22 protein-coding genes are annotated in these 26,301 nt (G+C 59.1%); 10 read left to right on the plus strand and 12 right to left on the minus strand.

Annotated features, from left to right (window positions below; all coding sequences use genetic code 11):
- Window positions 1-157: 157 nt before the first annotated feature.
- The gene (locus ACP7AJ_RS19905; protein WP_426062030.1) at window positions 158-913 is read left to right on the plus strand and encodes a succinate dehydrogenase/fumarate reductase iron-sulfur subunit; all 756 of its coding nucleotides are present in this window, start codon (window positions 158-160) and stop codon (window positions 911-913) included.
- A gap of 92 nt (window positions 914-1,005) precedes the next feature.
- On the opposite strand, the gene ACP7AJ_RS19910 is transcribed toward ACP7AJ_RS19905, so the two are convergent.
- Window positions 1,006-2,178: an MFS transporter gene (locus ACP7AJ_RS19910; protein ID WP_426061958.1), complete on the minus strand. Its 1,173-nt coding sequence runs from the start codon at window positions 2,176-2,178 to the stop codon at window positions 1,006-1,008.
- Between the two features lie 223 nt (window positions 2,179-2,401).
- Here ACP7AJ_RS19910 and ACP7AJ_RS19915 point away from each other — a divergent pair, with 223 nt between their 5' ends.
- A complete protein-coding gene (locus ACP7AJ_RS19915; RefSeq protein ID WP_426061959.1) occupies window positions 2,402-3,631 on the plus strand; it encodes an MFS transporter in 1,230 nt (409 codons plus the stop codon).
- Window positions 3,632-3,732: 101 nt separating this feature from the next.
- A complete protein-coding gene (locus ACP7AJ_RS19920) occupies window positions 3,733-4,260 on the plus strand; it encodes an NADPH-dependent FMN reductase (RefSeq protein WP_426061960.1) in 528 nt (175 codons plus the stop codon).
- Between the two features lie 61 nt (window positions 4,261-4,321).
- On the opposite strand, the gene ACP7AJ_RS19925 is transcribed toward ACP7AJ_RS19920, so the two are convergent.
- Window positions 4,322-4,870, minus strand: coding sequence for a DUF2062 domain-containing protein (locus tag ACP7AJ_RS19925; protein WP_426061961.1), 549 nt, complete (start codon window positions 4,868-4,870; stop codon window positions 4,322-4,324).
- 219 nt (window positions 4,871-5,089) lie between these two features.
- Window positions 5,090-5,611 (minus strand): DUF2062 domain-containing protein, encoded by a 522-nt coding sequence (locus ACP7AJ_RS19930; RefSeq protein WP_426061962.1) that lies wholly within the window; start codon window positions 5,609-5,611, stop codon window positions 5,090-5,092.
- A gap of 91 nt (window positions 5,612-5,702) precedes the next feature.
- On the opposite strand from ACP7AJ_RS19930, the gene ACP7AJ_RS19935 reads away from it, so the two are divergent.
- From ACP7AJ_RS19935 to ACP7AJ_RS19960, 6 genes are all read left to right on the plus strand, one after another.
- Window positions 5,703-6,653 (plus strand): YihY/virulence factor BrkB family protein, encoded by a 951-nt coding sequence (locus ACP7AJ_RS19935; protein ID WP_426061963.1) that lies wholly within the window; start codon window positions 5,703-5,705, stop codon window positions 6,651-6,653.
- Between the two features lie 114 nt (window positions 6,654-6,767).
- Entirely contained in the window at window positions 6,768-8,207 is a 1,440-nt protein-coding gene (locus ACP7AJ_RS19940) for a DEAD/DEAH box helicase (RefSeq protein WP_426061964.1), read from the plus strand.
- Between the two features lie 370 nt (window positions 8,208-8,577).
- Entirely contained in the window at window positions 8,578-9,858 is a 1,281-nt protein-coding gene (locus ACP7AJ_RS19945) for a hypothetical protein (RefSeq protein ID WP_426061965.1), read from the plus strand.
- Between the two features lie 99 nt (window positions 9,859-9,957).
- A complete protein-coding gene (locus ACP7AJ_RS19950) occupies window positions 9,958-11,229 on the plus strand; it encodes a hypothetical protein (protein ID WP_426061966.1) in 1,272 nt (423 codons plus the stop codon).
- Window positions 11,230-11,284: 55 nt separating this feature from the next.
- Entirely contained in the window at window positions 11,285-12,226 is a 942-nt protein-coding gene (locus ACP7AJ_RS19955) for a zinc-dependent peptidase (protein ID WP_426061967.1), read from the plus strand.
- A 138-nt stretch (window positions 12,227-12,364) separates the two neighbouring features.
- Entirely contained in the window at window positions 12,365-14,221 is a 1,857-nt protein-coding gene (locus ACP7AJ_RS19960; protein ID WP_426061968.1) for a M2 family metallopeptidase, read from the plus strand.
- Window positions 14,222-14,370: 149 nt separating this feature from the next.
- Here the strand turns inward: ACP7AJ_RS19960 and ACP7AJ_RS19965 are convergent, their stop codons facing one another.
- Together ACP7AJ_RS19965 and ACP7AJ_RS19970 are read right to left on the minus strand one after the other, a co-directional pair.
- Complete coding sequence (locus ACP7AJ_RS19965) at window positions 14,371-15,774, minus strand: alpha/beta hydrolase (RefSeq protein ID WP_426061969.1); 1,404 nt, start codon at window positions 15,772-15,774, stop codon at window positions 14,371-14,373.
- 227 nt (window positions 15,775-16,001) lie between these two features.
- Window positions 16,002-16,997, minus strand: a complete 996-nt coding sequence (locus ACP7AJ_RS19970) for a fasciclin domain-containing protein (RefSeq protein ID WP_426061970.1) — start codon at window positions 16,995-16,997, stop codon at window positions 16,002-16,004.
- A gap of 260 nt (window positions 16,998-17,257) precedes the next feature.
- Here ACP7AJ_RS19970 and ACP7AJ_RS19975 point away from each other — a divergent pair, with 260 nt between their 5' ends.
- Window positions 17,258-18,115: a hypothetical protein gene (locus tag ACP7AJ_RS19975; RefSeq protein ID WP_426061971.1), complete on the plus strand. Its 858-nt coding sequence runs from the start codon at window positions 17,258-17,260 to the stop codon at window positions 18,113-18,115.
- Window positions 18,116-18,332: 217 nt separating this feature from the next.
- Here ACP7AJ_RS19975 and ACP7AJ_RS19980 read toward each other — a convergent pair whose 3' ends face one another.
- The 7 genes from ACP7AJ_RS19980 to ACP7AJ_RS20010 form a co-directional block, all read right to left on the minus strand.
- On the minus strand, window positions 18,333-19,055 hold the full coding sequence (locus ACP7AJ_RS19980; RefSeq protein ID WP_426061972.1) for a pirin family protein: 723 nt from the start codon (window positions 19,053-19,055) through the stop codon (window positions 18,333-18,335).
- Window positions 19,056-19,262: 207 nt separating this feature from the next.
- Entirely contained in the window at window positions 19,263-20,096 is an 834-nt protein-coding gene (locus ACP7AJ_RS19985; protein ID WP_426061973.1) for a helix-turn-helix domain-containing protein, read from the minus strand.
- Window positions 20,097-20,552: 456 nt separating this feature from the next.
- Window positions 20,553-21,416 carry a hypothetical protein gene (locus ACP7AJ_RS19990; RefSeq protein WP_426061974.1) on the minus strand — a complete coding sequence of 288 codons (864 nt, stop codon included), beginning with the start codon at window positions 21,414-21,416 and terminating at the stop codon, window positions 20,553-20,555.
- Window positions 21,413-22,087, minus strand: coding sequence for a DUF2306 domain-containing protein (locus tag ACP7AJ_RS19995; RefSeq protein WP_426061975.1), 675 nt, complete (start codon window positions 22,085-22,087; stop codon window positions 21,413-21,415). The genes ACP7AJ_RS19990 and ACP7AJ_RS19995 overlap by 4 nt, the downstream gene beginning before the upstream one ends.
- A 113-nt stretch (window positions 22,088-22,200) precedes the next feature.
- Window positions 22,201-24,432: a DNA helicase RecQ gene (recQ, locus tag ACP7AJ_RS20000; protein ID WP_426061976.1), complete on the minus strand. Its 2,232-nt coding sequence runs from the start codon at window positions 24,430-24,432 to the stop codon at window positions 22,201-22,203.
- Between the two features lie 16 nt (window positions 24,433-24,448).
- Window positions 24,449-24,910, minus strand: a complete 462-nt coding sequence (locus tag ACP7AJ_RS20005; RefSeq protein WP_426061977.1) for an endonuclease domain-containing protein — start codon at window positions 24,908-24,910, stop codon at window positions 24,449-24,451.
- A 102-nt stretch (window positions 24,911-25,012) separates the two neighbouring features.
- The gene (locus ACP7AJ_RS20010; protein WP_426061978.1) at window positions 25,013-26,236 is read right to left on the minus strand and encodes a THUMP domain-containing class I SAM-dependent RNA methyltransferase; all 1,224 of its coding nucleotides are present in this window, start codon (window positions 26,234-26,236) and stop codon (window positions 25,013-25,015) included.
- Between the last annotated feature and the right edge of the window lie 65 nt (window positions 26,237-26,301).

Here is a 26,301-nt window from a genome sequence, read left to right on the forward strand (position 1 = left end):
GCACACCTGTCATGCTGACGAAGGAAGCATCTTCTCACGCTGGCGCTTAATTAAGTTACTAACCCAACGGGCGCCGGCGTGATAAGGTCCTTCGCTGGGCTCAGGATGACAAACGAGAAATAAAACTATGGCCGGCTCCAACCCCAATGCCAAACCGATGAACCTGACCCTGAACGTGTGGCGGCAACCCAACCGCAACACCGAAGGTCAAATGGTGAAATACAATGTGAAGGATATTTCGCCCGAAATGTCTTTTCTGGAAATGCTCGACGTGCTGAACGAAGACCTGCTGCACGCCGGCCAGGACCCAGTGGCATTCGACCACGACTGCCGCGAAGGCATTTGCGGGTCGTGCGACTTGTTTATCAACGGTCGCAGTCACGGTCCGGAGAAGGGCACTACCACCTGCCAGCTGCATATGCGCAAGTTCTCGGATGGCGACACCATCACCATCGAGCCCTGGCGCGCTACTGCTTTCCCCGTGAACAAAGACCTGAGCGTGGACCGCTCGGCGTTCGACCGCATCATCCAGGCCGGTGGCTATGTGAGCGTGAACACCGGCGGTGTACCCGACGGCAACGAAATCCCAGTACCCAAGGACATTGCTGACCGCGCCTTTGAAGCGGCTACCTGCATTGCCTGCGGCGCCTGCGTGGCGGCGTGTAAGAATGCCTCGGCTATGCTGTTTGTATCGGCCAAGGTGTCGCAGCTGGCGTTGCTGCCTCAGGGCAAGCCCGAGCGCAAAACCCGCGTCGAAAACATGGTCGCCCAGATGGACAAGGAAGGTTTTGGGGCGTGCTCCAACATCGGCTCGTGCGCCGCGGAGTGCCCCGTGGGTATTTCGCTCGAGAACATTGCCATTCTGAACCGCGAGTACATAGCCGCTAAGGCTACGTCGAACAACTTGGCCTAAGAGCCCTGGTTGTTTAATGAGAGAGCGCGACGGATATCCGTCGCGCTTTTTTTGTGGCTCTGCATGACGGGCAAAGCCTTCTCTTTTCTGACTTACCCTACTCCCTCTTGGGGGTCGTCCCGCAGTTTGGGCACCAGCCACACTACCATTCCTCCTAACAACGCCACCAGCGCAAACGACCAGCGCAGACTTGCTGCTTTGGCCACAAAACCCACCAGTGGCGGCACTACCAGAAAGCCAAAATAGCTGACTGTTGAAACAGAAGCAATGGCAGTGCCCGCACTTAGCGGGTTTGCCTTGCCTACCAGGCCAAATACCAGCGGCACCACGCAGGACACTCCAAAGCCCCCCAGCACAAAGCCAATGCCTGCCATTAGCGGCGTAGGAAAAGCGGCGGCCAGCAGCAACCCGGTGCTCATCAGCACGCCGCTGGCCTGCAGCAGGGGCTTGGTGCCGAAGCGCTCCACCAGCTTGTCGCCGAGAAAGCGGCCGGTGGTCATGGCCACCATGTAGAGGGTGAAGCCAAATGGCGCAATGGCCTTGGGCGCGTGCGCAGCCTGGGAAAAATATACCCCGCTCCAGTCATAAAAAGTGCCTTCGCAAGCCATTGAAGCAAACGTGATGAGGCCGTACTTGAATACCGTTTTATCTGGCCAGGGGAAAATAGACTTGGTAGGAGGCGAGGGCGGCAAGGCCAGGCTACCCGGAAAGAAGGCCAGTGCCACGCCCGTAAGCACCACCGACACCGCCACAAAGTGGAACCCGGTAGACACCTCGTTGCGAATAAAAAGAGCTCCCAAGCCAGCCGCGGCAAAGCCTGCCACACTCCAGATGCCGTGAAAAGAGGCGATGATGGACCGGTCGTAAAGGGCCTGCACGCCCACCGACTGCGCGTTTACTGACAGGTTGAGCAGGTTGCGCGACGAGCCAAAGCAGAACAGCAGGACGGCGAGCTGCCAAGTATGCTCGGCAAAGCCCAGCAGGCCCAGCGCAAGGTTGAAAAGCACAGCGCCCACCATCATTACCTGTCGGCTGCTGAAGTGCTGGAGCAACTTGCCGGTCACTGGCAGGGTGAGCATCAGGCCAGCTGGCAGGGCCAGCAGCACGGCTCCCAACTGGGCTTCGTTGAGGCCCAGTTGATGCTGAATAATGGGGATGCGCGATGCCCAGGTGGCAAATCCAAAGCCCGAAACAAAGAAAAACAGCGCAATGGCAATGCGCGCCCGTGTGGGAGACGTACGGGGCAGGGTTAATACTTCACTCATATAGCAGATACGAACCGAACTATCCTCTTCACTTCTGCGAAAGCATTGCAAGCGGCTGGGTGTCGTCGGGGCTTGGTATAGAAATAGATGGGCTGGCTAGTAAATTGGTTCGGCCGGCAGCAAAAGCTTTCTTAGACGAGCCGAAGCCAAAACATGTTCCCTTAATTGGCTGCAGCAGCGGCAAGCCTGGCTCTCTGCTGCGATTAAGGCCTTATTTTGTCTTATGCCTCCCCTACCCACCCGCACCTTGCCGCTGCTTTACGCCATCATTCTGCTCGATGTGGTGGTGGGGGCCGCAGTGGGACCGGTGATGCCGGATTTTGTGCGGGGGCTACCCGAGCCGCAGCTATGGCTATCGGTGGGCACGGGCATCTTTCTGGGTGTGCAGCTTTTTTCGGCCCCGTTGCTGGGCCGGCTGAGCGACGGGTACGGGCGGCGGCCTATTTTTATTCTGTCGGCAGTGGGCACGCTGGCGGCCAACGCCCTGCTGCTGCCGGTGCGGGCCGGGCTGTACTTCGTTAACCGCGTGTCCGACGGCTTTACCAATGGCATGTATGCCACGGCCCGCTCGGCCATCACCGATATGTCTCCGCCCGAGCACCTGTTTCGCAACTTGGGCATTGAGGGCGCCATTATTTCGCTGGGCTTCGTGCTGGGGCCCATGGCCGCTGGCCTGCTACTCACGGTGCTGCAGGTGCCGCCGGGCCAGCAGGCGGGCTACGTGGTGGGGCTGGCCGTGGCCCTGGGCGCACTCAATGTGCTGCTGAGCCTATGGCTGCCGGAAACGCACCAGCAGCGCAACGGCGTGCGTGGCGCCGAGCTCCGTACCGAACTGGGGCTGGCCATCAACCCCCTCACGCTATGGAAGCGTCTGCAAGCCAAGAACGCCAGCAACCCCGGCATCCGCCGCATTGTGCTCACGCAAGTGGCCCTCACGCTAAGCCTGGGATATTACTTCTACTTTGTGCCCTTTGTGAGCATGGGCGAGCTGCAGCTCGATGCCCGCGGCATTTCATACCTCTTTATGTACTTTGGGGCGCTCAGCATTGTGCTGAACTACGTGTTCTACACCTACTTTGCCGACCGCCTCAACCAGCGCCGGGCCATTGTGTGGCTGGCCCTGCTGGGCACGCCGGTGCTGCTTGGCTACGGCCTGGTGGGCACGTCGAAGGCCACGTTCTACGTCTTGGTTACGCTCGATTGCTTTACTCTTTCCCTGATTCAGGGATTGCTGGAGGGCCGGCTGGCCCGCCGCACAACCGAGGTGGACCGGGGCGAGATTTTCGGACTTAACCAAGCTTTTCAGGCCCTGGCCAGCTTTGGTACGGCGCTTGTTTTTAGTGGGCTCTCGGTGCTGGATTTGCGGCTGCCTTGGGCATGGTTTGCGCTGTGCCTAGGGGCAGTGGCGTGGCTGGCGGCGCGGCCCGAACCCCTGGAGCCGGCCGTTGTTTAAAGGCTATTCCAGGCCGGCAGTGCCTTCTGCGTATCATAGTGAAAACCTCGCCTTCTGTTTCCTGTTGTCTGCTTGCATAGTCATCACTGCTCCCTCTCGTTTTGATAACCCTCCTCGTCGGTACAAACCGGCCCAACTCCCGCGCCCGCCGCATTGCCAACTATTACCGCGCCCTACTTACTGAGCTAGGCGCCGAAAGCCAAATCTTGGATTTGGCGGAGCTTCCCGTTGACTTCATTATCTCGGCGCTGTACGATAATGCGGGCACCAACCCTGAATTCAATCGGCTGGCCGACATGCTGAACACGAACGACAAATGGGTTGTCGTGACGCCTGAGTACAACGGTTCTTTTCCGGGAGTGCTCAAGGCCTTTATTGATGGCCTGCCCTACCCCAGCGCCTTCCGCGGGAAAAAAGCTGCCCTGATTGGCCTTAGCAACGGAGGCCAGGGCGGCTTATTGGCCATGACCCACCTCACCGACATCCTCATGTATCTGGGCTCGGCCGTGCTGCCCCAGCGCGTTCGGCTGCCGTTTATCGGCAAAGACCTAAACGCCGCCGATGGCCTGAACCACGACCTTTCGCGCCAGCTTTTACGAGAGCAAGCCGAAGCACTTCTGGCTTTTTAAGCGCCGCCGCAAGCAGCCCTTATCAGAGCGCCTTGTTGCCAGCTCCGGCCCGGACGAAGCGCTAGCCTTCGGTCATTTTCTTTGCAGCCTGCCGGGCCACTACCCGCCGGAACACTGCCCGAAAGAGATAATACAGCCCTGCTACCAGTGGCACCGCTGCTACGGCCCAAATCAGGAGGGCGCCCAGCTGTGCACGCCAAAGCAATTGGCCAACTGCGCCCCAACCGTCGTGGGTGATGAGTCGCCGCAGGCCCGCCAGCGTGAGGTTGGCCACTTCGTGGCCGTGGCCCAAAATGAAGGCTCCGGCCCGCAGCAACGGAACCAGCAACAGCAACTGGAAGGCACTCATGAGGTGCGCAACCAGCTGCATGGCGGGCACGTTGAGTTGCAGGCGCAACGCGGTGGCGGCACTCACCACGCTGGTAACGCCAAAGGTGGGCACCAGGCCAAATGCCACGCCCAGGCTCACGGTCAGGGCCAGCTTTTCGGGCGACAGGCCCGCCTTCAACAAATTCAGAAATGGCGCCAGCACGCGACGGTACACCCACGAGCGAGGGGGAGCCGGTGGCGGCACAGCCGCAGAAGAAGGCAAGGGCTCGGGAGCGAGCATAGCGAAAAGTTGAAGGGTCCTTTCTGGACCACGCACTGCCCCGTATGCTGGCGAGGCTTACCTGTTTTACGGCTGAGCCTCAAAATGTTGCCAAATAAAAGTTAAGGCATTATTAGTTTTTGGTTGCCTTGCCCCTTTACGAAGCAATAGCTGTTTTTCAATCACAGAATGTCCACTAATGGATGGACGATAACTGTCGCTCTGCCAATACCCTCTGGCTTATGCTGCTTTCTGCTCTTTGATAAACCGCTTTAATAGTGGCTTGAGCACCACGTACACCACGGCCACCACCGGGATTGCGCCCAGCAGCCAGATGGCCATGGCGCCTACTTCGGCGCGCCACAAGAGTTGGAGGGCGGCCCGCCAGTCGGTGGCAAACAGGTGGCGCACGTTGGCCAAAGTCAACTCATTCTCTTGCGTGTTGCCCATGAGGCGGGCTCCCTGGCGGAGCAGCGGGATGATGAGCACCAGCTGCAAAGGCGTCATTAAATGGCTGGTGAGCTGCAGGGCGGCCACGTTGAGGCGCAGGCGCAGGGCCACCAGCGTGGCCACCGTAGTGATGGCGCCCATCAGCGGGATAGCGCCAATGGCCACCCCCAGTGCCACGGTCAGGGCCAGTTGCGAAGGCGATAAGCCCTGGCGCAACAGGCCCAGCAGCGGCGCCAGCACGCGGCGGCGCAGCCAGCTGGCCGGCGGGGCCGGGGTAGTTTCGGGAAGAGAAGGCGGGAGCGGCGTAGGCATGAGGGGGCCGGAGCCAGGGCCCCGTATCTTCGCCGGGCATGACCTGCTTAAAGCACTATGCTCTGGATGGCCGCTCCGGCTTTTTTTGCTGATGACAAAAGTAACCCCGCCCGCTGAGTTGCCCGGTCCCTGGTGGCGCGAACTGCCCATTCTGCTGCACCGCGCGGCCCGCGAGCTCGGCGCCAACGACCCGTTGCGGCTGGGCGCGGCCACGGCGTTTTTCACCTCGTTTGCGCTGCCGCCCATTCTCATCATCCTCATTCAGCTCCTGGGCTCGCTCTATAGCACTTCCATGGTGCGGCTGATGCTGCTCGATAAACTCAGCAGCCTAGTGGGGGCGCCCGCAGCCGGGCTGGTGGCCCAGATTGTGATGAACGTGGCCGACCCCAGCCGCAGCCGGCTGGTGACGTGGGTGGGCTTTGTCTTTCTCCTGTTTGTGGCCACTACGCTGTTTACCATCATTCAGCACTCGCTCAACCAGCTGTGGCAAATCAGGCCGAAGCGCGACTCGGGGCAGGTGTCGCAGGCCTTGCGCGAACGGGTGCGCTCACTGGGCCTCCTGCTGGTAACGGCCGCACTGACACTGCTGGCTTTTGCCTCCGATTCGGCCCTGGGTCTATTTTCTGAGAGCATCAACGACTTCGACCCCACCTTCGGCTATTTTGTCATCCGAACCCTTAATGCCGTGATTGCCTGGTTTATCCTGGCCGCTTGGTTTGGCGTTACGTTCCGCACCCTAAGCTTAGCTAAGGTGCCTTGGCGGGCCGTTACGCGCGGCGCGGCGCTCACGGCTTTCCTCATTAGTCTGGGGCAGGTGGTGCTGGGCAAGCTCCTGGTAGCCCGCGACCTGGGCCCGGTTTACGGTCCGGCCTCCAGCCTGGTGCTGGTGCTGCTGTTTGTTTTCTACTGCGCCATGATATTCTACTTTGGCGCGGCCTTCACCAAAGCCTACGCCCACCGCATTGGGTTGGACATCCGACCCAAGAAAAGCGCAGTGCGGTACCGGCTGGTGAATGTCACGGAAGAGGAAGCCGGTTTTTAGAGGCACAACTGCGTTCGGGAAGTGGCTTTGCACCGCATGTACTCAACCCCACCCCTGCCGAAGCATCCACGCTCGTAGAAAGCATTCCCTTGTCGCAACCGTTACCTTTGCACCGTGCAAACTCCTGATTCCTCCGCCGCTGGTGCCGCCAACGCCGCCAAAGCCGACCTCCAATTCACTGATTTCGCTCTCTCCCCTGCCCTGCTGGCGGGCGTGGCCGAACTAAACTTCATCCAGCCTACTGCCGTGCAGCAGCTGGTGCTGGCCCCTGCTCTTGAGGGGCAGGACGTGGCGGGCCAGGCCCCCACGGGCTCGGGAAAAACGGCGGCCTACGGCCTAGCCGTGCTGCAACAGATTGACCCCACCTCCGCCACTGTGCAGGCCGTGGTGCTGGTGCCTGCCCGCGAGCTGGTGCTGCAGGTGCGCGATGCCCTCAAGAGCTTGGGCAAGCACATGCACAACTTGCGCGTAGCCGGCTACTACGGCGGCCACGCCATGCGCGAGGAAGTAAAAGGCTTGCAGCAAACGCCACACGTGGTGGTGGCCACTCCCGGCCGCATGCTCGACCACCTTGAGCGCCGCACCATTATCCCCAACAGGCTAAAAGTGCTGGTGCTGGACGAAGCCGACAAGCTCCTCGAATTGGGCTTTCAGGAAGAAATGGCCACCATCATCAGCCGGCTGCCGGTACGCCGGCAGACGCTGCTGTTCTCGGCCACCATGCCCGACAAAGTGCTGACGCTGGTGCGCGAGTACCTTACCCGCCCCCGGGTGATGAACGTGGGCGGGTCTAACGCCACCACCCTGCCGGAGAGCCTGGTGCTGCGCGGCCACGTGGTGAATGCCGCTGACCAGAAGCCCGCGGCCCTGTTTCACATCATCACGCAGCCTGACGCCGGCCGCTCGCTGGTGTTCGCTAACACCCGCGACCGGGTGGAGGAGCTCACCCGCTTCCTAAAGGGCCGCGGCCTGGCCGCCGAAGCCTTGCACGGCAAAATGCTGCAGCCCGAGCGCGACAAGTCCATGATGAAGCTCCGCAATGGCTCGGCCACCGTGCTGGTGGCCACCGACGTGGCCGCTCGCGGCCTCGACGTGAACGAACTCGACACGGTGGTGCAGTTCGACCCGCCCCACGAGGCCGAAACCTTCCAGCACCGCGCCGGCCGCACGGCTCGTGCCGGCGCGGTGGGCACGGCCCACCTCATCGTGACGCCCCACGAGCAGCAGAAGCTGCAAAACTGGCCCTCGGCCAGTGCCGTGAAATGGGCGGGCCTGCGGCCCCCGGCCTTGCCGGCCGCCGCGCCCAAGGCGCCGCGGCCCAGCACCATTACGCTGCACGTGTCGGCGGGCAAGCGCGAGAAAATCAGCGCCGGCGACCTGGTTGGGGCTTTTGTGAGCGTGGGTGAGCTGGAGCGCGACGCGGTGGGCCGCATCGAGGTGTTCGACCACCACAGCTTTGTGGCCGTGCCCGAAGCCGTGGCCGAGCAGGTGCTCGAGAAGATGCAGGGCGCCAAGGTGAAGGGCAAAAAGGTGAAAGTGGCCATTATTCGGTAGTTCTGTCAGCCGGCCCCGACCTTCGAAAGCTGCTATTTATCTGCAGCCAAAACAAGTGGCGCAGCCTCACGGCCGAGCGGCTCTTTGATAATCATCCGCACTACGAAGCGCGCTCGGCCGGCACCGAGCCGGGCGCGCGGGTGCGCGTTACGGCCGGCCATTTGGGATGGGCCGAAGTAGTTTTTGTAATGGAGCGCCGGCACGCCGACCGGTTGCGGGAGAGGTTTGCGGATGCACTGGGAAGCAAGCCGATTGTAATACTTCGGATTCCTGATAAGTACAAGTTTGGGGATAGCCAGCTGGTGGCTTTGCTGCGGCAGAAGCTAGCGGAGCATTTGCTATTACTTTAGCTTCCCCAATAGCTATACTTATGAATCTACGCTTACTTTTTCTTCTACCCGCTCTTCTATTTTACTCCTTTGAAACCCTGGCGCAGGCCTATGAGCCGAGCCTGCTGGTGCGCAGCAACGGCGACACATTGCGGGGCGAGATTGAAAACGGCTTCTGGCAGGAACCGCCCAAATTTATCCGCTACCGGGCCACGCCCGACAGTGTCAGCCAATTATTCAGGGCCCGCCAGCTCCGAGTAGTCAGCTTTACGGGAGGCCGGAAATTCAGCTACGAGGCACTGCCGATTGACCGCGCCGCCGAAACCCGTTTTGAGCGTTTGCCCCGGGGCCTGTACCCTAATATTCACGTCGATTCAATATTGGCAGAGGTGCTGGTGGAAGGCCCGGCTACGCTGCTGCGGGTGGCAAAGTTCAGCACAACTCACTACTTGGTCCGACGTCCCGACCAGCCTTTTCTGGACCTTTGCGAGCGGCAGTACCTGCGCCCTGGTCAAAATGGCAAGTTTATAATCACTGATGGCAACAACTACAAAGCCCAATTAGAGCTCTACTTCGGCGATTGCCCTGCCGTGGGCAAGGCCGTCCAAGCGGCTCCTTTCACGGCCGGGGCATTGGTTGGGATTTTGCAGGAATACAATCAAAATTGTGCCCCAATCCCGCAACCAGGCAGCGTTTTAGTGGCACAGGCCACTCCACGCCGAAAGAGAGCTTTTCTATACGGCCTGTTGTTGGGCGGGCGCTACCAAAGTTTCGCCGGCGAAAAACCGTCAGGCCAATGGCAGCCTCATGGCGGCGCTTACGGCGAGTTGCTCCTGCCCAACCGTACCGTCGCCGTGTATGGTGAGCTGGGCATAAACAGTTCCAGTGGCCAAGGCTCTACAGTAGCCTATTACAACCGAACCGTCACTTCTGTCAACGGCATCGACCGCTATTCTTATTCACCGGTCTATAGCTCGTTTGATTCTCATGCCTGGGTGAGTTCCGCTCGCTTGGGCTTGCGGTATTTCTTTACGTCGCCGGGCGAGGAGAGGTGTTTTTTCGGATTTGGGCTCGAGACCAATATACCGGTGAGGTCCACCTTCACGACCACAGCTGGTCCGCCAGCAAGGCCCAACTACTTTGAAAAGACCAGCCATGTCCCGCCAATAGTACCTCTGATTGGTTTGGGTTGGCGCCGCCAGCACCTAACAGGCACCATTGATGGCGTGTATTTCACCAGTGCTCTCTACGCTTTCCGGCTGGGCCTTGCTTACCGCCTGAATTCTCACCCAGACCTAGACCGCATACCGACCAAACCCTAATCTGGTCCACCCAAGACCTTGGGTCACATAGCCCTCTACTTCAACAATAGAATTCTACCCTCTATGCAGCCACGCTTACTTTTACTTCTACTCGCTTTTTTGTTTTATTCTTCTCAGGCACTGGCGCAGGCCTACGAACCAGGCCTGTTGGTGCGCAGCAACGGCGACACGTTGAGCGGCGAGATTGAAAACGGTTTCTGGGAGGAGCCGCCCCCCTTTATTCGCTTCCGGGCTTCGGCGCAAGGCGCTAGCCAGCTCTTTCAGCCAAGGCAGCTACAGGCTGTAGTGTTCAACAAAGGCCGCTATTTCCGGTACGAAATCCTGCCCATTGACCATGCCGCAAATACTCGATTGGACAGGTTGCCAACGAGCAACATTGTGAACATCCACACCGATTCTGTGCTGGCAGAAGTATTGCTGGAAGGCCCTGTCAGCTTGTTTCGTGTGGCTACGCGTGGGTCTGTTCACTACTTATTGCGCGGCCCCGGCCAGCCAGTGTTGGACTTGTGCGAGCGCAAATACCTGCGGCTTAATGCCCGTGGAGCAAATGAGATTGCCGATGGCAACAATTATCATAGCCAATTGGCTCTTTATTTCTCAGAATGTGCGGCGGCCAGCACGGCAGCCCTCGCGGCGCCCTTTACTCCCGAAGCGCTGGTGGGCGTGGTACAGGCTTACAACCAGAATTGCAGCTCTACACGGGAAGCCGGCCGCAGCCGCTTGGTGGAAGCAGCTTTGAGCCAACCCACCACCTCAATACAGGGCGGAGTGTTGGCCGGCGTGCGCTACAACAATATTCAAAGCCCGGCAAGAGCATTAAATACCGACTGCACCGACTGCCGTGTGCGGCCTTTTGGCGGCTTCTACGGCGAAATGCTATTACCCGGTCGCACGTCTGCAGTATATGGTGAGTTGAGCCTGAGCTCTTTTCGCAACACGGGCGTTGCCTATGATATTACTTCGGGGTACGGGGGCAATTCTCCACTAAGCTACTTCGACTACCAAGGCATGCTCAGTACTGCCCGCTTAGGCGCTCGGTTTTTCCTCCCGCTCCCACGCGACCAGCAATTGCTACTGGGATTGGGTTTGGAATTGAATTCTATATGGCGACTTAGGTACGCCACTACATCTGGCCCGAAAATAGCCCCCTATGTAGAAGACTTGGTTTTTGCGGAGCCCACATGGCTTCCCAACTTAGCAGTGGGCTGGCGCAGCAGCCGCTTCACTCTTAGCCTAGATGGCCAATTATACCGCTCCCGCGATAAGGAAGGAAACATAAGCAGTACCTTTTTCGGGACATCCAGTGTAGTAAGGGTCAGTACAGCTTATCGCCTAAGTCGCAATCGCGACGAATTGCCTCAAAAAAAGTAAGCAAAGTCGTCTAAAGCAGCCAACCTCGCGTTTGCCGGACGCGTTTAAACGGGCCATGCCCTATATCCTTAGCCTGGCCGCGCTGGTCGCCATTATCTACGTTTTCTATCGCTATGCCACTGCCGACGCCCGCCAACGCACCGCGGCCATTGCCGAAGAATTTCCGGTTGCCTGGCGGCAAATCCTTTCCGAGCGGGTAGCCTTCTACCTTTCGCTCACAAAGAAAGAGAAGGTTCGATTTGAGAAGCAGGTGCAGGTGTTTTTGGCCGGCACGCGCATTACCGGCGTGCAAACCGAGGTAGACGACACCACGCGCCTGCTCGTTGCCTCCTCGGCCCTGATTCCGGTGTTTGGCTTTCCCGATTGGGAATACACCAACCTGGGCGAAGTCCTAATCGTGCCCGATGCCTGGAAGCTAAAGGATGACCCCAGCAAGGAAGTAAAACCGCTGCAAGGCACCCTCCTCGGCTCGGTACAGGGCTTCCAGAACCAGCACTACATGCGCCTGTCCAAGGCCTCGCTAGAGCAAGGCTTTAAAGATGGACTCGACCGCCAAAACGTGGGCATTCACGAGTTTGCGCACATGCTGGACGAGGCCGACGGCGTGATTGACGGCGTTCCCAAAGCCGCGCTGCCCCCCGAGTTGCTAGAGCCCTGGGCCGCCGTGATGAAGCGCGAAATCGCGGCCATTGAAGCCGGCAAGTCGGAAATAAACCCTTATGCCGCCACCAACGAAGCCGAATTTTTTGCAGTGGTGACGGAGTATTTCTTCGAGAAACCCGAGAAGCTGCAGGAAAACCACCCCGAGCTGTATGAGCTGCTGGGCCGGGCCTTTCGCCAGAATCCCAAAAAGCGTTTCCTGCGTTTTGCCACCGACCCGCGCGAGTGGCTGAAGACCCTGCGCAGCCGCCGCAAGCTGGGCCGCAACGACCCTTGCCCCTGCGGCAGCGGCAAGAAGTACAAGGAGTGCCATTTGGGTCAGGCCCAGGCGGCGTAGAATATAGAGAACGTCATGCTGAGCTTGTCGAAGCATCTCTACCGCGCAAGGAATTAATTACTCTCGTGGTAGAGATGCTTTGACAAGCTCAGCATGACGTTCTTTTTTCGTGAGGTCGAAATTCAGTAATCTTGCTTTATGAAAACACCCTTGCTCTCCATTCTGGCGGCTGCCTCGCTGGCCGCTTGCGCGCCCACCGCGACCGTCCACAATAAGAATAATCCAGAAACACCTTTACAGACGAAACAGGAAGCGGAAGCTACCCCACCTGACTACCGCGCCCAGGCCGAGCAGTTCCTCGCAGGCTACAACGCCGAGTACGTGCGCCTCTACACCGCCTCGAGCGAAGCGGAGTGGCGCTCCAACACCCGCATTGTGCCCGGCGATACGGCCAACAGCGGCGCTACCACCCGCGCCAACCAGCGCATGGCCGCCTTCACGGGCAGCGCCGAAAATATTCAAAAGTTGCGTGAGCTGCTCGAGCACAAAGCAGACCTCACCGAGCTTCAGACCAAGCAGCTGGAAACCGCGCTCTACAACGCCGCCAACAACCCCCAAACGGTGGCCGAGGTGGTAAAGCGCCGCATCGCCGCCGAAGCTGCTCAGACCGAGAAGCTCTACGGTTTCGACTACAAGTACGCCGGCAAGTCCATTACCACCAACGACCTCGACGAGCTGCTGCGCAAGGAAACCAACCCGCAGAAACGCCAGGCCGTGTGGGAAACCAGCAAAGCCATCGGCCCCACCCTGAAAGAAGGCCTGCTGAACCTGCGCGACCTACGCAACGAAACCGTGCAGGCCCTCGGCTACCCCGACTATTTCACCTACCAGGCCAGCGACTACGGCCTGACCCGGGACGAAATGATGGCCTTGGTGCGCAAAATCAACACCGAGCTGCGGCCGCTTTACCGCGAGCTGCACACTTATGCCCGCTACGAGCTGGCTAAGAAATACAAGGTGAAGCAGGTGCCCGACTACCTCCCGGCCCACTGGCTGCCCAACCGTTGGGGCCAGGATTGGGGCTCGATGGTCGACGTGAAAGGCCTGAACCTGGACGCCACGCTGGCCAAAAAAGGTGCCGAGTGGCAGGTGAAGCAGGGCGAGCGGTTCTACCAAAGCCTGGGCTTTCCGGCCCTGCCCGAGTCGTTCTACACCAAAAGCAGCCTGTATCCCCTGCCCAAGGACGCCACCTACAAGAAGAATAACCACGCCTCGGCCTGGCACATGGACCTGGGCAACGACCTCCGCAGCCTGATGAGCGTGGAGGCCAACACCGAGTGGTATGAAACCTCGCACCACGAACTGGGCCACATTTTCTACTACCAGACCTACTCCAACCCCGAGGTGCCGCCGCTGCTGCGCCAGGGCGCCAACCGCGCCTACCACGAAGCCATTGGCTCGATGATGGGCCTGGCCGCTAAGCAAAAGCCCTTCCTGGCCGGCCTGGGCCTCATTGACCCCAAAACCAAGACCGACCAAACCCAGCAGCTGCTGAAAGAGGCCCTGAGCTACGTGGTGTTCATCCCCTTTGCTTCGGGCGTGATGAGCGAGTGGGAAAACGCCTTTTACGCCGAAAAACTGCCCGCCGACCAGCTCAATGCCAAGTGGTGGGCGCTCAGCAAGCAGTACCAGGGCATAGTGCCGCCCACCAACCGGGGCGAAAACTACCTCGACCCCGCTACCAAAACCCACATCAACGACGACCCCGCACAGTACTACGACTACGCCCTGAGCTACGTCATCCTGTTTCAGCTGCACGACCACATTGCCAAGAACATTCTGAAGCAGGACCCGCGTGCCACCAACTACTACGGCAGCCAGGAAGTGGGCGACTTTCTGCGCGACATCATGCGCCCCGGCTCCAGCCGCGACTGGCGCGTGGTGCTGAAAGAGAAAACCGGTGAGGACCTCTCGGCCCGCGCCATGGTTGACTATTTTCAGCCGCTGATGACCTATTTGAAGGCCCAAAACAAAGGCCGGAAATACACGATGTAGCCACAGCCAGACAGAGGTGCATTTTTCTCACGATGCTGCCAAGCATATGGTTACAGGAATAAACAAAAGCGTCATGCAGGAAACTGCATGACGCTTTTGTTTGGGTATCCGGCTTGTTGTTAAGGCGCTATGTTGGTTACCGGGTCAAATCACCTTCCGGCCTGCAACTGCACCCAATCCCGCACGGTATCCAACATCGGCATGGAAATAACCGAGTCGACCGTGCCATCCGGATTCGGGATAAGCTCCGCGGCGGGCGTCTGAAACCAATGGTTGACTCCCACCAGCCGGCGCGATGTTACGCGCTTGTTGGCTTTAAGCCCTTTTTCGAGGCTGGTTAAGTTGCTGGCGGCGTTCACCTCGGCATCATCGGTGCCGTGCAGCAACAGCACCGGGCACTTCACGTCGGTTAGGCTGGGCTGCGGGTCAAAGGCGAGGAATGACCGGTACTTGGGCGTGGTAAGGTCCATGGCGCGCCGACGGGTCAGGGCAGGGTCTTGGTTAGGGTAGCGCTGGCGGAGCATGTTCACTACAATGGCCTGAGCTTGGTCGTTGTTGATGGTTTGATGCACTATTTCGAACATGCTCCGTCGGAATTTGCGGGTTGCTTCGGCCTGCTTGCGGTCTTCGGACTTCATTTTCAGCCGCTGCTGCGACACGTAGGTTTCTACCTGGGCGGCGTTGGAGCCACTGCTTCGCAGCTGGGCGGCCTTGCTTAGCACATCGGCCCACGCCTGGCGCCGGACAGCTCCGGCCTGGGTTGTGTCGGCGGGGCTAGTGATGGGCTCGGCCTGGTTGGCCAGCACCTCTAGCCCTTCGACTCCGGCGGCTGCCAGGGTCACCACGAAACCGGGTTGCACTGGCTGAGCGGCCGCCAGCAGCGCTATGTTGCCCCCTTCGCCATGGCCAATGAGGCCCGTAACTGCGGGGTCGATGGTGGGACGCAGGCGCAGGTAGCTAAGGCCAGCCTGGGCATCGTGCACGCGGTCGAGGTCCCTAACCTGGCTACCGTCGCCCGAGGACTGCCCCACGCCCCGGTCGTCGAGGCGCAGCACGGCAATGCCCTGGCGAGCCATTGCAGTAGCCATTGCGGCAAAAAAACGGTAATTCCCCTGGCGGGCGTCCCGGTCGTGGTCGCCAAAGTCAGAGAGCAGCACGGCGGCTGGAAATGGCCCCGGGCCATCGGGAATGCTGAGGGTTCCGGCCAGTTGCACGTTGCCGGGCTGGCTGCTGAGGGTTACTTGCTCGGTGTGGTAGGTGGTGGCCACCGGGGCCGCGGCACCGCTAGCCACCACCGACGCGCTGCCCTCCTCCTGTCGGCTGAGGACGAGGGGCACCCGCAAGCCAGGTTGTACCCAGATGCCGCGCAGCTGCTGCCCGTTGGCACTGCGTACGCACGCATACCGCAAATCGACCGTGGCAGCATAAAAAACCAGGGTATCGCCCCGAAACGTTACCGAGACCGGAGTGCGGGTAATGCGCTTGGCGGGCAGGTCCAGAGTGGCAGCTGGCTTGTTGGCGCCGGCCTGCGTGATGGTAAGTTGAAGCGGCAAACTGCCCCCGGGAATAGCCAGAGGCCCTCTCCAAACACCTGCGAGCTCTGGCACTGGCGGAAAGCTGGCTTGTGCCCACACCAATGCCGGCAGCAGCCACCCAACCAAAACGCCAATCCCCATACTACGGGGCATCATCTTTAACATAGCTGAAATCGGATATAAAACCCCGCCACCCACTTGGGCGAGGTTTTATGCTTTTACTGAATACGATAATAACGAAGAGCCTAAGGCAGTATCACCCGGTCGATAACGTGCACTACGCCGTTGGTGCACTGCACGTCGGGAATAACCATATTGGCCACGTTGGCGCTATTGCCGCTGCCCCGCACCGTAAGAACGCCGTTGGCGAATGCACCCATAGTGACCGGCGCCCCCCCGGCCGAAGCCACAACCGCATTCTCCGGAAGCTCGCTGGTGAACTTGCCGCCCTGCGCTCCGCCCACTACGTGGTTGAGTAGCACTGCGCGCACCGTGGCTATGGGCAGCTTGCGGATGTCGCTCGGTTGGTTGAGGGGCTCTTTCAGAATTACGCCCAGCTCTCTAAAGGCTTGGTCGGTAGGCGCAAACACAGTAAGTGGCGCGCTACCCGGCGAGCCCGTGAGGGCCCCAGCCAGGTTGGTGTACAGCACGGCTTCGACCAGAAAGGTCAACTCAGGCTGCACAAAAACGTCGCCTTTTTGCAAGGCCAGCGCCGAATTCAACACGTCGGCACCGGTAGCCAGCAGCACCTTATCAATGGAGTGAATCAGGCCATTGGAGGCACGTACGTCCGTATCCATAATTTTGGAACCGTTCACATACAAGCTGTTATCAGCCCGCCGGATGATGCGCCGCTGCGACCCCATTGCGGAGGGCGATGTGCTATTGGGCATGAGGGCCAAGCCAGGCAGCGTACCGCTGAACACGTGGTAGAACAGCGTGCTGCGCAGGAAAGGCTGCGTCAGCGCCGTCAGGTCTTGGGCCGAGTTTAATCCCAGCCGGGCGAAGGCCGCGTTGGTAGGCGCAAACACGGTGAACTTGCCCTCGGGGTCGCCGAAATTTCTGTTGCCCAGCAGAATGGCAACGTCTCCGCGCAAGGCTGCATCCTCTAAGGTTTGAAAATCGGGATTCGACACCGCCAGGTTGGTGATGGACGGGTCGACTTCGGTGTTTTTGGCACATCCACCAGCTACTAGTAAGCTGAACGCTACAGCAGCTGTCAATATGTAATTTTTTTTCATCGTGTAAAAACTTGGCTTTGTCGAGACTATCAGTGTATTCATCTCAAATCACTGAAAACAAACGAATTTGGCAGCCACTTGGATTTCGCTAAGGTAAATCCGAAGGGCCAAACCTCACCGTAAATTGCATCGTGGCCACATTATAGGAAGCGCGGATGCTACTTGGCAAACAGGTTTTTATAAGGCCCTTTGGTTTTCTCTATTCCCTATTTATGCGAAACTTTTCCTCGGCAGTTTTAAGCACTTTATTTATCGTCGGCATGACTTCTGCCGCACAAGCGCAGAGTTTGGTAAGCGGCTTCATGGCGGGCAAAGGCCACGGCTCGGTGGTGGTGTCGGGCACCACCGAGAGCTACGAGTCGGTATACCTCGCCCCCGATAAGATTGACGGCGTGCCCATCTTCCAGGAGGTGCGCGTGAACTCGCTGAACCTCTACGGCACCTATGGCCTCAGCGACAAGATTGACGCCGTGGTCAGCCTGCCCTACATTCAGTCGAAGGGCAAAGCGGCAGGCACGGTTATCAGCGACCTGAACGCCCTCTACTCTACCCAGGGCTACACCAACGTCCGCCAAGGCTTGCAGGACCTCACGGCGCTGCTCAAGTTCAAGACTTACACCCGCGAGATTGGCACGAGCATCCTCGACTTGCTGGGGGTGGCCAGCTTTAGTACCCCGGTCAGCGACTACCAGACCAATACCGGCTACGGCTACATCATTGCCATTGGCAACCGCGCCACCAAGTACACCGCCTCGGGCGTGGCTCACCTCAAAACCAGCTCCGGCGTGTTCGCCACCGGCCAAGTGGGCTACAGCCTGCGCACGGGCCAAGTGCCCCATGCCCTGGTAGGCGAAGCCAAGCTTGGTTACGCCGGTCCCAAAACCTACCTCGAAGGCTTCGCTTCCTTTCAGGAATCCAACGGCGGCACCGACATTTCGCAGGAAGGATTCAACGGTTTTTTCCCGGCCACTCGCGTCAACTTCGTTCGCCTGGGCGGCAGCATCTATCGGCCCCTGGCCAATGGCATTGGGGTGGTATTTGGGGTGAGCACCTACGTGTTCGGCCGCAACATTGGCAAGTCGACGGGTTACTCGGCGGGTGCTTCTTATAATTTCTAATTCGCAGGGGTGGCTAAAGTGAAAGCTGCGGGCACCGCACACCATTCACCTAGCGGAAACGGCCTGTTCGCAGTAGCCGCCCCTAGCGTACAAAAGCCCCGGCTCTGAGCAGAGTCGGGGCTTTCGGCTTATGGCAGCCGCTTTCAAGAGGGCAGGTATTAGCGCGAACTTTGTAGTTCGCGTTACTACCTGCCCATTTCCGGACCTGGGAACCGCCCTAGTAGTTGGCTTCTGAAGCGGGCAAGTCAATCAGGATGAATTGCGAATCCTTGGTGGCGCGGATGTGCACCACGTCGTCATTGGTCATACGGGCTTGGTCGTTGGGGCCAAGTTCGGTTCCGTTCACGAAAATGACTCCTTCTTTCACGTAGATGAAGGTGAGACGGATGGGAAAGGTCTTGAACGATATTTCATTGTCCTCGTTCAGGTTCGACCAGTAAACCGTGCTGTTGGAGTTCATGTATACTACGTCTTCCAGCACTTTCTGGCCGGTCACGAGCGGCACCAACTCGTTTTTGTTGCCGCTGGTAAAGCCCAGGTCTTTTTGCTCGTAGCTGGGGGCCAAGCCTTTCTGACCAGGTATAAACCAGAGCTGGTACAAGTGCAAAGGTTTATCCTGCCGGTTGAACTCGGAGTGGGCCATGCCGGTGCCGGCCGTCATGCGCTGCACCTCCCCTTCTTTGATGGTCGTTTTGTTGCCCATCGTGTCCTGGTGGGTCACTTCGCCTTCGAGCACTAGCGTTACAATTTCCATTTCCGAATGCGGGTGCTGCGGAAAGCCGGACTGGGGCGCCACGTTGTCGTCGTTGAAGACCCGCAACGGGCCAAAATGCATGTTGTCGCTGTCAAAGTAATCGGCGAACGAAAACAAGAAGTAGCTGCTCAGCCAGGCGGCAGGAGCAGCATGATGGCGGTCGGCGGCGGAGATGTATTTAAGCATAGAGCTGAAACAAGAGAGTGGTCGTGCTTCGCATACGCGGTTCCGTGCGCCTTAGTTAAAGGCCCCAAATAGCAAAGCCCTCCCGTGGATACGGAAGGGCTTGCAAAACTGAGGAAGTTGGGCTCTATGCTATTATGCAGTTATCGCTGTTTGCCTTCTTCAGGATGCCCTATAAGCAGGACAGCATGGCATTACGTCCTTGTTTCTCTACGCCTTTTTCAGTTGCGCCACCTGCTGCTGCAGGTCGAGCACGAGGCTGGCCACGCGCTCCAGCGAGAGCTCGGCAATGGGGAAGGTGCTACTGATATAGCTCTTGGCTTCCCAGATTTCCACCACATCGTCGACGTTAATGTCATAAGGCGAGAAGCTGGGGTTGTCGGAGTGCAGGACAAACATGGCACCCGAGCGTAGCTTATTAAAGACGCGCTTGAACACGATGCCCTCCTTGCTGCTCACCACGATGCACGGCGTGCCGTCCTTGATGGTGGCCCAATCCTCGACGTAGCGGCCCACGATGACCGTGCCGCTGGCAATGGGCAGCATGGAGTCGCCGGCAATTTCGAAGGCGCGGTAGGTGCCGGTTTGCGAGAGCATGGGCAGCCGGAACTTGGGCAGCACTTCCAGGTACTCGGGGTCGGCGTAGCCGTTGAGGTAGCCAGCCGCGGCTTTTTGGGGCACCAGCTCAATGTTTTCGTTTTGGTCCTTGTCCACGGTAAGGGCCAAGATGCGGAGCTTGCCGCCAGCGGGCGTCGTGGGCGGGTCGGTATCGTCGTCGGTATCGGTGCCGGCAGCGGCGGGCTCCTGGGCGCGCATGGCGCCGATGGCTTTGGCGTTCTTGCGCTTGCTAAAGTCAGTGGTCACGAGTTGGTCGAGCGTGATGCCGAACAAGCGGGCCATGTTGACAAGGGTAGCGAGGCGGGGCTCGGCGCGGCCTTCTTCGTAGGCTCCCACCAAGGAGCGCTTGATGCCGAGCTTATCGGCCATCTGGGCCTGCGTGAGGGCGAGCTCGCGCCGGCAAAACTTGAGGTTAGTATTAATCATCGGGGAGGCAGCAGCCGGGAATGGCGTTGGTTTCAACGCAGATTCGGCTGGTGAAGTTAGCAACGCAAGCGCAAAGTTACTAATTCACTTAGCTAATAATTTTCTGCCCACCACTTTAGCGTTAAGCTACAAATTTATTAAGCCAACTTTCTTTGTTTTCGGCACTGTTTTCCAGCCTACGCCAGCCTATTCAGGGTTGATTTAACGTCTCACCGTACATGATTACGAAGCGTGGCAGTGGGTGATTTTTCACGGCAATATGACGCTATCGGCCACAACAGTTGGCTCTGCTGCCATGCCAACCGGTACGTGTGGCATCTGAGGCGGGACCAAGCGCTTCGAGCCAGCCCACCATTCCTCGTTCTCCCAATAGCTGTTCCAACCCTGCATGGCATATAGCAAAAGGAAAGCGCTGTTTTCATGCTAGAGGGTTGAGGAACGAGGGATTGACCAGACCTAGAGATTCAAAGAGGGCTTAGGCGACTTAGCCCACCATTCGTCGTTTTCCCAGGCTTCGTTCCAGCCCAGTTTGGCCAGGTTAGGATTTACTCCTTCGCTTCGGTCACCGATGCCCAGTTTGGCCAAAGTCTGGGGCACCACCACGCTATAGTCGGCAGAAAATGCTACTGACTTGCGCTGGCCTGTCTGGTTACTAATGTGGTATCCCTTGAAAATGAGTCCAGCACCACCGGTTGGGTTGTGTTCGCTGGCCATGGGATGACTGACGGCCAGTTTAAGGTGTTGCTGGCCATCGATGTAGAAATCAAGCAAGGCTTGCCCGCTGTAATTGCCGGCGCCTTTGGTGCTGGGGTCTTCCTTGAGCACAAACCGCGCAACAGCCGTGTAAGCCGGCGCAACCGAGTCGGCCGGCTCGGCATCAATAAACATTTCCTTGCTGAAGGGCCGGAGCGAGTGCACCGTAATGGTACCGCTAAAAGGCGTGATGACTTTTTTATATCGGTCGAGCCCCATGACGTGGAAGACGTTTGGCTGAGCCGGGTCGCGCTCTACTTTGCTAAAGTAAAATGAGATGCGATAGTGTGGCGGGCCGTAAAACCCTTCCATTGGTTGGGTTGCACGGCCTTGTTGTGCGTAGCCCTTCCAGAGCGGAGCTAAGTCGTATTGCTGCAACAGGGTCCGTGTTGCGGGCATCAGCGAATCGGCAGCTACAGAAGATACCGTCGAAACGGTCCCCGTCTTTATCGAGTCTGCCGTTGTGGTGCGCACTTCGGCGTCCTTCAAAGCATTTGCAACTGGTTTTTGTTGCTGACACGCCAAGGCCAGCAAGGCCAATAAATATAGATAGACCCACTTTTTCATGCTGCCAATTTACCCCGCAATTCCGGCATAAACTCACGCAGAAAATACCGCCCTAACCCTATCTCAATCATCAATTCCACCAGAATCAGGTTGCCGACCCACGAGAGCCACGTTACGGTCAAATACGTTTCAATGGGCTTGGTTTCGAACACATAGTACATCACATAGCTTTCGCCCCGCAGGGCCAACGCAGCCAAGGTCACGGCAAAGGAGCGCAGCATCCATTCCACGTGCAGGCTCCACTGCCGCTGGCGGGCCGCCTGGTAGGCCTTCCAAGTGCAGAGCCACCACACCAGGCATTGCAAGGAGAAGCCGACCTGCGCCGCCAGCCCGCCATTGGCAAAGCGGGCCAGAATGAGGCCCGAAGGAGCCGCCAGCGCCAAAACCCCGATGATATAGCCCTTGCCTAGCTGCCGATGCAGCCCCGGCCCGCGCCGCGCCAGCACCGGCAGAAACTGGAGCAGCCCCAGCACCAGCACCACAAGGCTGGTGGTGATGTGCACGTAGAACCCCAACCGGAAAACGGGGTTGTCGTTGGTTTCGTCGCTCTTGGTAGTGAGAAAGTGAACACCCTTCTCAAAGGTGTAGTAAGGCAGCGTTTTGGTGAGCATCAGCCCCGCGAAGGCAGCGATGAGTATAGCCGCGAGGGCGAGGAGCAGACGTCGGGGCATATTTTCTCGCTGAGGTGCGCGGAGAGTAACGCAGAAGTTCGCGGAGTACTTGTGCGGGGGTCAGGCCGTTTCCAGGGTATCCAAAGCGGCTTGAGATTCAACCCAGTCAATGCTTACTGTCCCCGCAAGCGCTTGTGGTACAGCGCCGCCATACGCAGTTGGAAGTAGTCGTACTTCTCGCGCAGGTGGTCGAACAGGTCGCGCAGCGTGGGGTCGCCGCCAAGCTGGGCGCGGGCGGTGAAGATTTCGGCCAGTTCTGCGTCACTCACAAAGTCGTGGATACGCAGCTCGCGGCCCTTGGCGTAGGCGTTGAAGAGGTGCGTTTTCACGGTACTAAGGGCTAGGCCGCGGCGCTCGGAAATATCCTCGGGCGTGAGGCCCATTTGGTGAAACTGGATGGTAGCATCCTCCGAGTCGCTCACAGGCTGCTCGCCCACGGGGGTGCGGGGGCGTGGCGGCGGGACGAACACGTTGTCGGAATCAGAGGGCGTGGCGTTGGCGCCGCCGTGCTCCAGAATCAGCTTGATGAAGGACTCGCCGTAGGTCTCGAACTTCTTCATGCCCACACCCGAGATGCCCAGCATGCCCACGCGACTCACGGGGCGCTCGGCGGCCATTTCCTGCAGCGTGGCATCGGAGAACACCACATAGGGCGGCACGCCTTGCTCGTCGGCAATCTGTTTGCGGAGCTTACGCAGCTTGTCGAACAGTTGGGCCTCGGGCGTGCCGATGGTGGCCGTGGTGGAGGCGGCTTTTTTGCTAGCGCGGGTGGGCTTCTCGGCTTTCTCCGAAGGCTGGAATTTCTTGAGCGGCAAAGTCAGCTGGCCTTTCAGCACCTGGTGGCCGCGCTCGGTGATTTTCAGGGCGTAGCCTTCCTCGTAGGCGATGTAGAACAGGCCGTCGTTCAGCATCTGGTGGATGTAGCTGTACCAGTCGAGGTAAGGCAGGTCGCGGCCCGCGCCGTAGGTCTTTATTTGGTCGTAGCCGCCTTGCAGCACGGCCTGGTTGCGCATGCCGCGCAGGATGTCGATAAGCAGGTTGATGGCCACCCGCTCGCGGCTGCGGAACACAGCCGAAAGGGCTTTTTGGGCAATTAGGGTGCCGTCGAAGGTAGTGGGTGGGTTGCGGCAGATGTCGCAGTTGCCGCAGTCGTCGCCCAGGGTTTCGGAGAAGTAGTTGAGCAGAATTTTGCGGCGGCAGGAAGCGGCTTCCGCAAACTGCTGCATGCGCTCAAGCTTGGCGGTGTTGAGCTGGGCTTGGCGCGCGGGCACGTCTTTGGTTACCATCTCGCGCATCTGCATCACGTCGGCAAAGCTGTAGAACAGGATAGCTGTGGAGGGCGCACCATCGCGCCCGGCGCGGCCGATTTCCTGGTAGTAGCCCTCGATGTTTTTAGGCAGGTTGTAGTGCATCACCCAACGCACGTTGCTTTTGTCGATGCCCATGCCGAAGGCGATGGTAGCCACAATTACTTGAATATCATCTTGCAAAAAGGCTTCCTGGGCTTTGCCGCGCTGCAAGGGCGTAAGGCCGGCGTGGTAGTGCGCAGCCTTGATGCCCTTTGCCTGCAGCTTCTGGGAAATGGTCTCGCAGGTTTTGCGAGAAAGGCAGTAGATGATACCGGGGTTCTGCGGATGGCGGGTGATGTAGTCGAGCACCGAGCCCACCCGGTCCTGGCCGGGGCGCACCAGCATGTTGATGTTCGGCCGGTCGAAGCTGGACAGGAACACCTTGGGCTCGTGCAAATTGAGCTGGGTTTTGATGTCTCGCTGCGTGAGGCGGTCGGCCGTGGCCGTGAGGGCAATAATGGGCGTGTTGGGAAAGTGCGTCCGCAAGGCGCCCAACTGGGTGTATTCGGGCCGGAAATCGTGGCCCCAGCTCGAAATACAGTGCGCCTCGTCGATGGCGAAAAGGCTGATGTTGACCCGGTTCAAAAACTGCAAAAACCCTTCAGAAAGCAGCTTTTCCGGCGAAACGTAGAGCAGCTTGAGGTAGCCACCCACAGCTGCCCGGGCAATGTCATTCGCCTCGCTCTGGCCCACACTGCTATTGATGTAGGCGGCTGCAATGCCGTTCGCCTTCAGCGCCTCCACTTGGTCCTTCATCAGGGCGATGAGTGGCGAAACCACAATGCAGGTACCCTCCGACACTACCGCCGGAATCTGGAAGCAGACCGACTTGCCGCCACCGGTCGGCATGAGCACCACGGTATCGTTGCCGGCCAGGATATGCTGGATGATTTCGCCCTGCATGGGGCGGAAGTTGTCGTAGCCATAATACCGTTTCAGGGCCTGGCGGGCAGCGGGCAGCAGGTCGGGTTTGGCGGCAGCAAGGGTTGTAGGCATGGTATTCTGGGTAACCTCACCCCGGCCCCCTCTCCCTCGGAGAGGGGGAGCCAGATGACTCGTTGGGGAGTATTATGTCTTGTAGAATTTCGGTGATGGCAGCAAGGACTTCGTCCAAGCTAGTTAGCACTTGTTCGTTGGTGAAACGCAGTTCGCGGTATCCTAATTCCGTTAGTGTGAAGGTACGGCCGGCGTCGTATTCGGCCTGCTCGGGAGTGGCGTGTATTTCGCCGTCAAGCTCTATGGTAAGGTTGGCGGCAACGCAGATAAAATCGACAATAAAAAAGCCAATGGCGTGCTGGCGGCGGAACTTAGCGCCTAGCTTCGAACCGCGTAATGCTTGCCACAATTGAGCCTCGGCGTCCGTGGGCTGACGCCGGTTTTGGCGTGCATATTCTTTCAGCTGCTTGCGCCATGGACGTACTTGCGTGGTGAAAACAAAGCTGGCGATGTCTTCGGGGCCGGATGGGGTTTCCATGGGGGTAAATAATGCGGCGCGACTGGCTCACCTCCCCCCCCCGGCCCCCTCTACCGCGGAGAGGGGGAGCCTGACGACTTTTTTATTTTTATTCCTGCGTTGTTATTCTCCACCCTCTTCTACTGCGCCGCCGTGGCTCCCCCTCTCCGCGGGAGAGGGGGCCGGGGGATGAGGTGATGGCGCCCGCCGGCTCCCCCGATACAGCTCATACTTCAACAGCCGGCAGTCAATCGGCCCGTTAAACAGCGGCGTCCGCCGAGCCGCCTTTAGCCCAATGCTCTTCGCCGCCTCCAGATTTCCGGTAAACACAAAGGCATCGTACCCCTGAAAGTTAGACTTCAGCGAGTCGCCAATGGTCTTGTAAAGCGCGGTCATCTCTGCCTCCTCCCCTATTCGCTCGCCATAAGGCGGGTTGGTGATGACGATGCCAGGCTCCTCCTTGGCCGGGGCCACAGCGTCTTTCACGTCACGCACCGAGAGGCGGATGAAGTCCTCTAGGCCCGCGGCGGTGATGTTGGCTGCTGCCATGTCGATGACTTTGGGGTCGAGGTCGGAGCCGGCGATGTAAGCCTGAGGTTCTTCCAGGCGCTGGCCTTTGGCTTCTTCGCGCACCTGATTCCAGAGCTCAGGCTCGAAGTCGTACCAGTTTTCGAAGCCGAACTTGCCTTGGTGAAACAGGCCAGGGGCAATGCGCTGAGCTAGTAGGCCTGCCTCGGTGAGGATGGTACCTGAGCCGCACATGGGGTCGATGAGCGGCTTTTTGCCGTCCCAACCGGAGAGCATGACCAGGCCAGCGGCCAGCACTTCGTTGAGCGGCGCTTCGTTGGTGTGCTGGCGGTAGCCGCGGCGGTGCAGGGAGTCGCCGGCCGCGTCGAGGCTGAGTATGACTTCGTTTTCCGACATGCGCAGGTGCAGACGGATATCGGGGGTGCGGGTGTCCACGCTGGGCCGCTCGCCGGTGCGCTCACGGAACTGGTCCACGATGGCATCTTTGGTAAGTTGGGCCACGAAGAGCGAGTGCTCGAACGTGGAGCGGTTGACCACCGAGGTGATGGCGAAGGTTTGGCCAGGGCCGATGAAGTCCTGCCAGTCGATGCGGCTCACCTCACGGTATAAGGCCTTTTCATCGGCGGCGTAGAAGGCCGCGAACGGGCGTAGCAGGCGCATGGAGAGGCGGCTCCACAGGGCCACTTCGTAGAGCAGGCGCTGGTCGCCAATGAACTCAACGGCGCGCGAACCAATGTGCGTGATGTCAGCCCCGAGGCTGTAGAGCTCGTCGGCGAGCAATTCTTCCAGGCCGAACTGGGTGGTGGCGGTAAGGTGCATAACTACAAAGGTCGGGTAGCGAAGACGGAGTGCCACTTATTTCTACCTTTAGCATCCCAAAAACT

The organism is Hymenobacter sp. B1770, from assembly GCF_049896385.1.
Taxonomy (GTDB): Bacteria; Bacteroidota; Bacteroidia; order Cytophagales; family Hymenobacteraceae; genus Hymenobacter.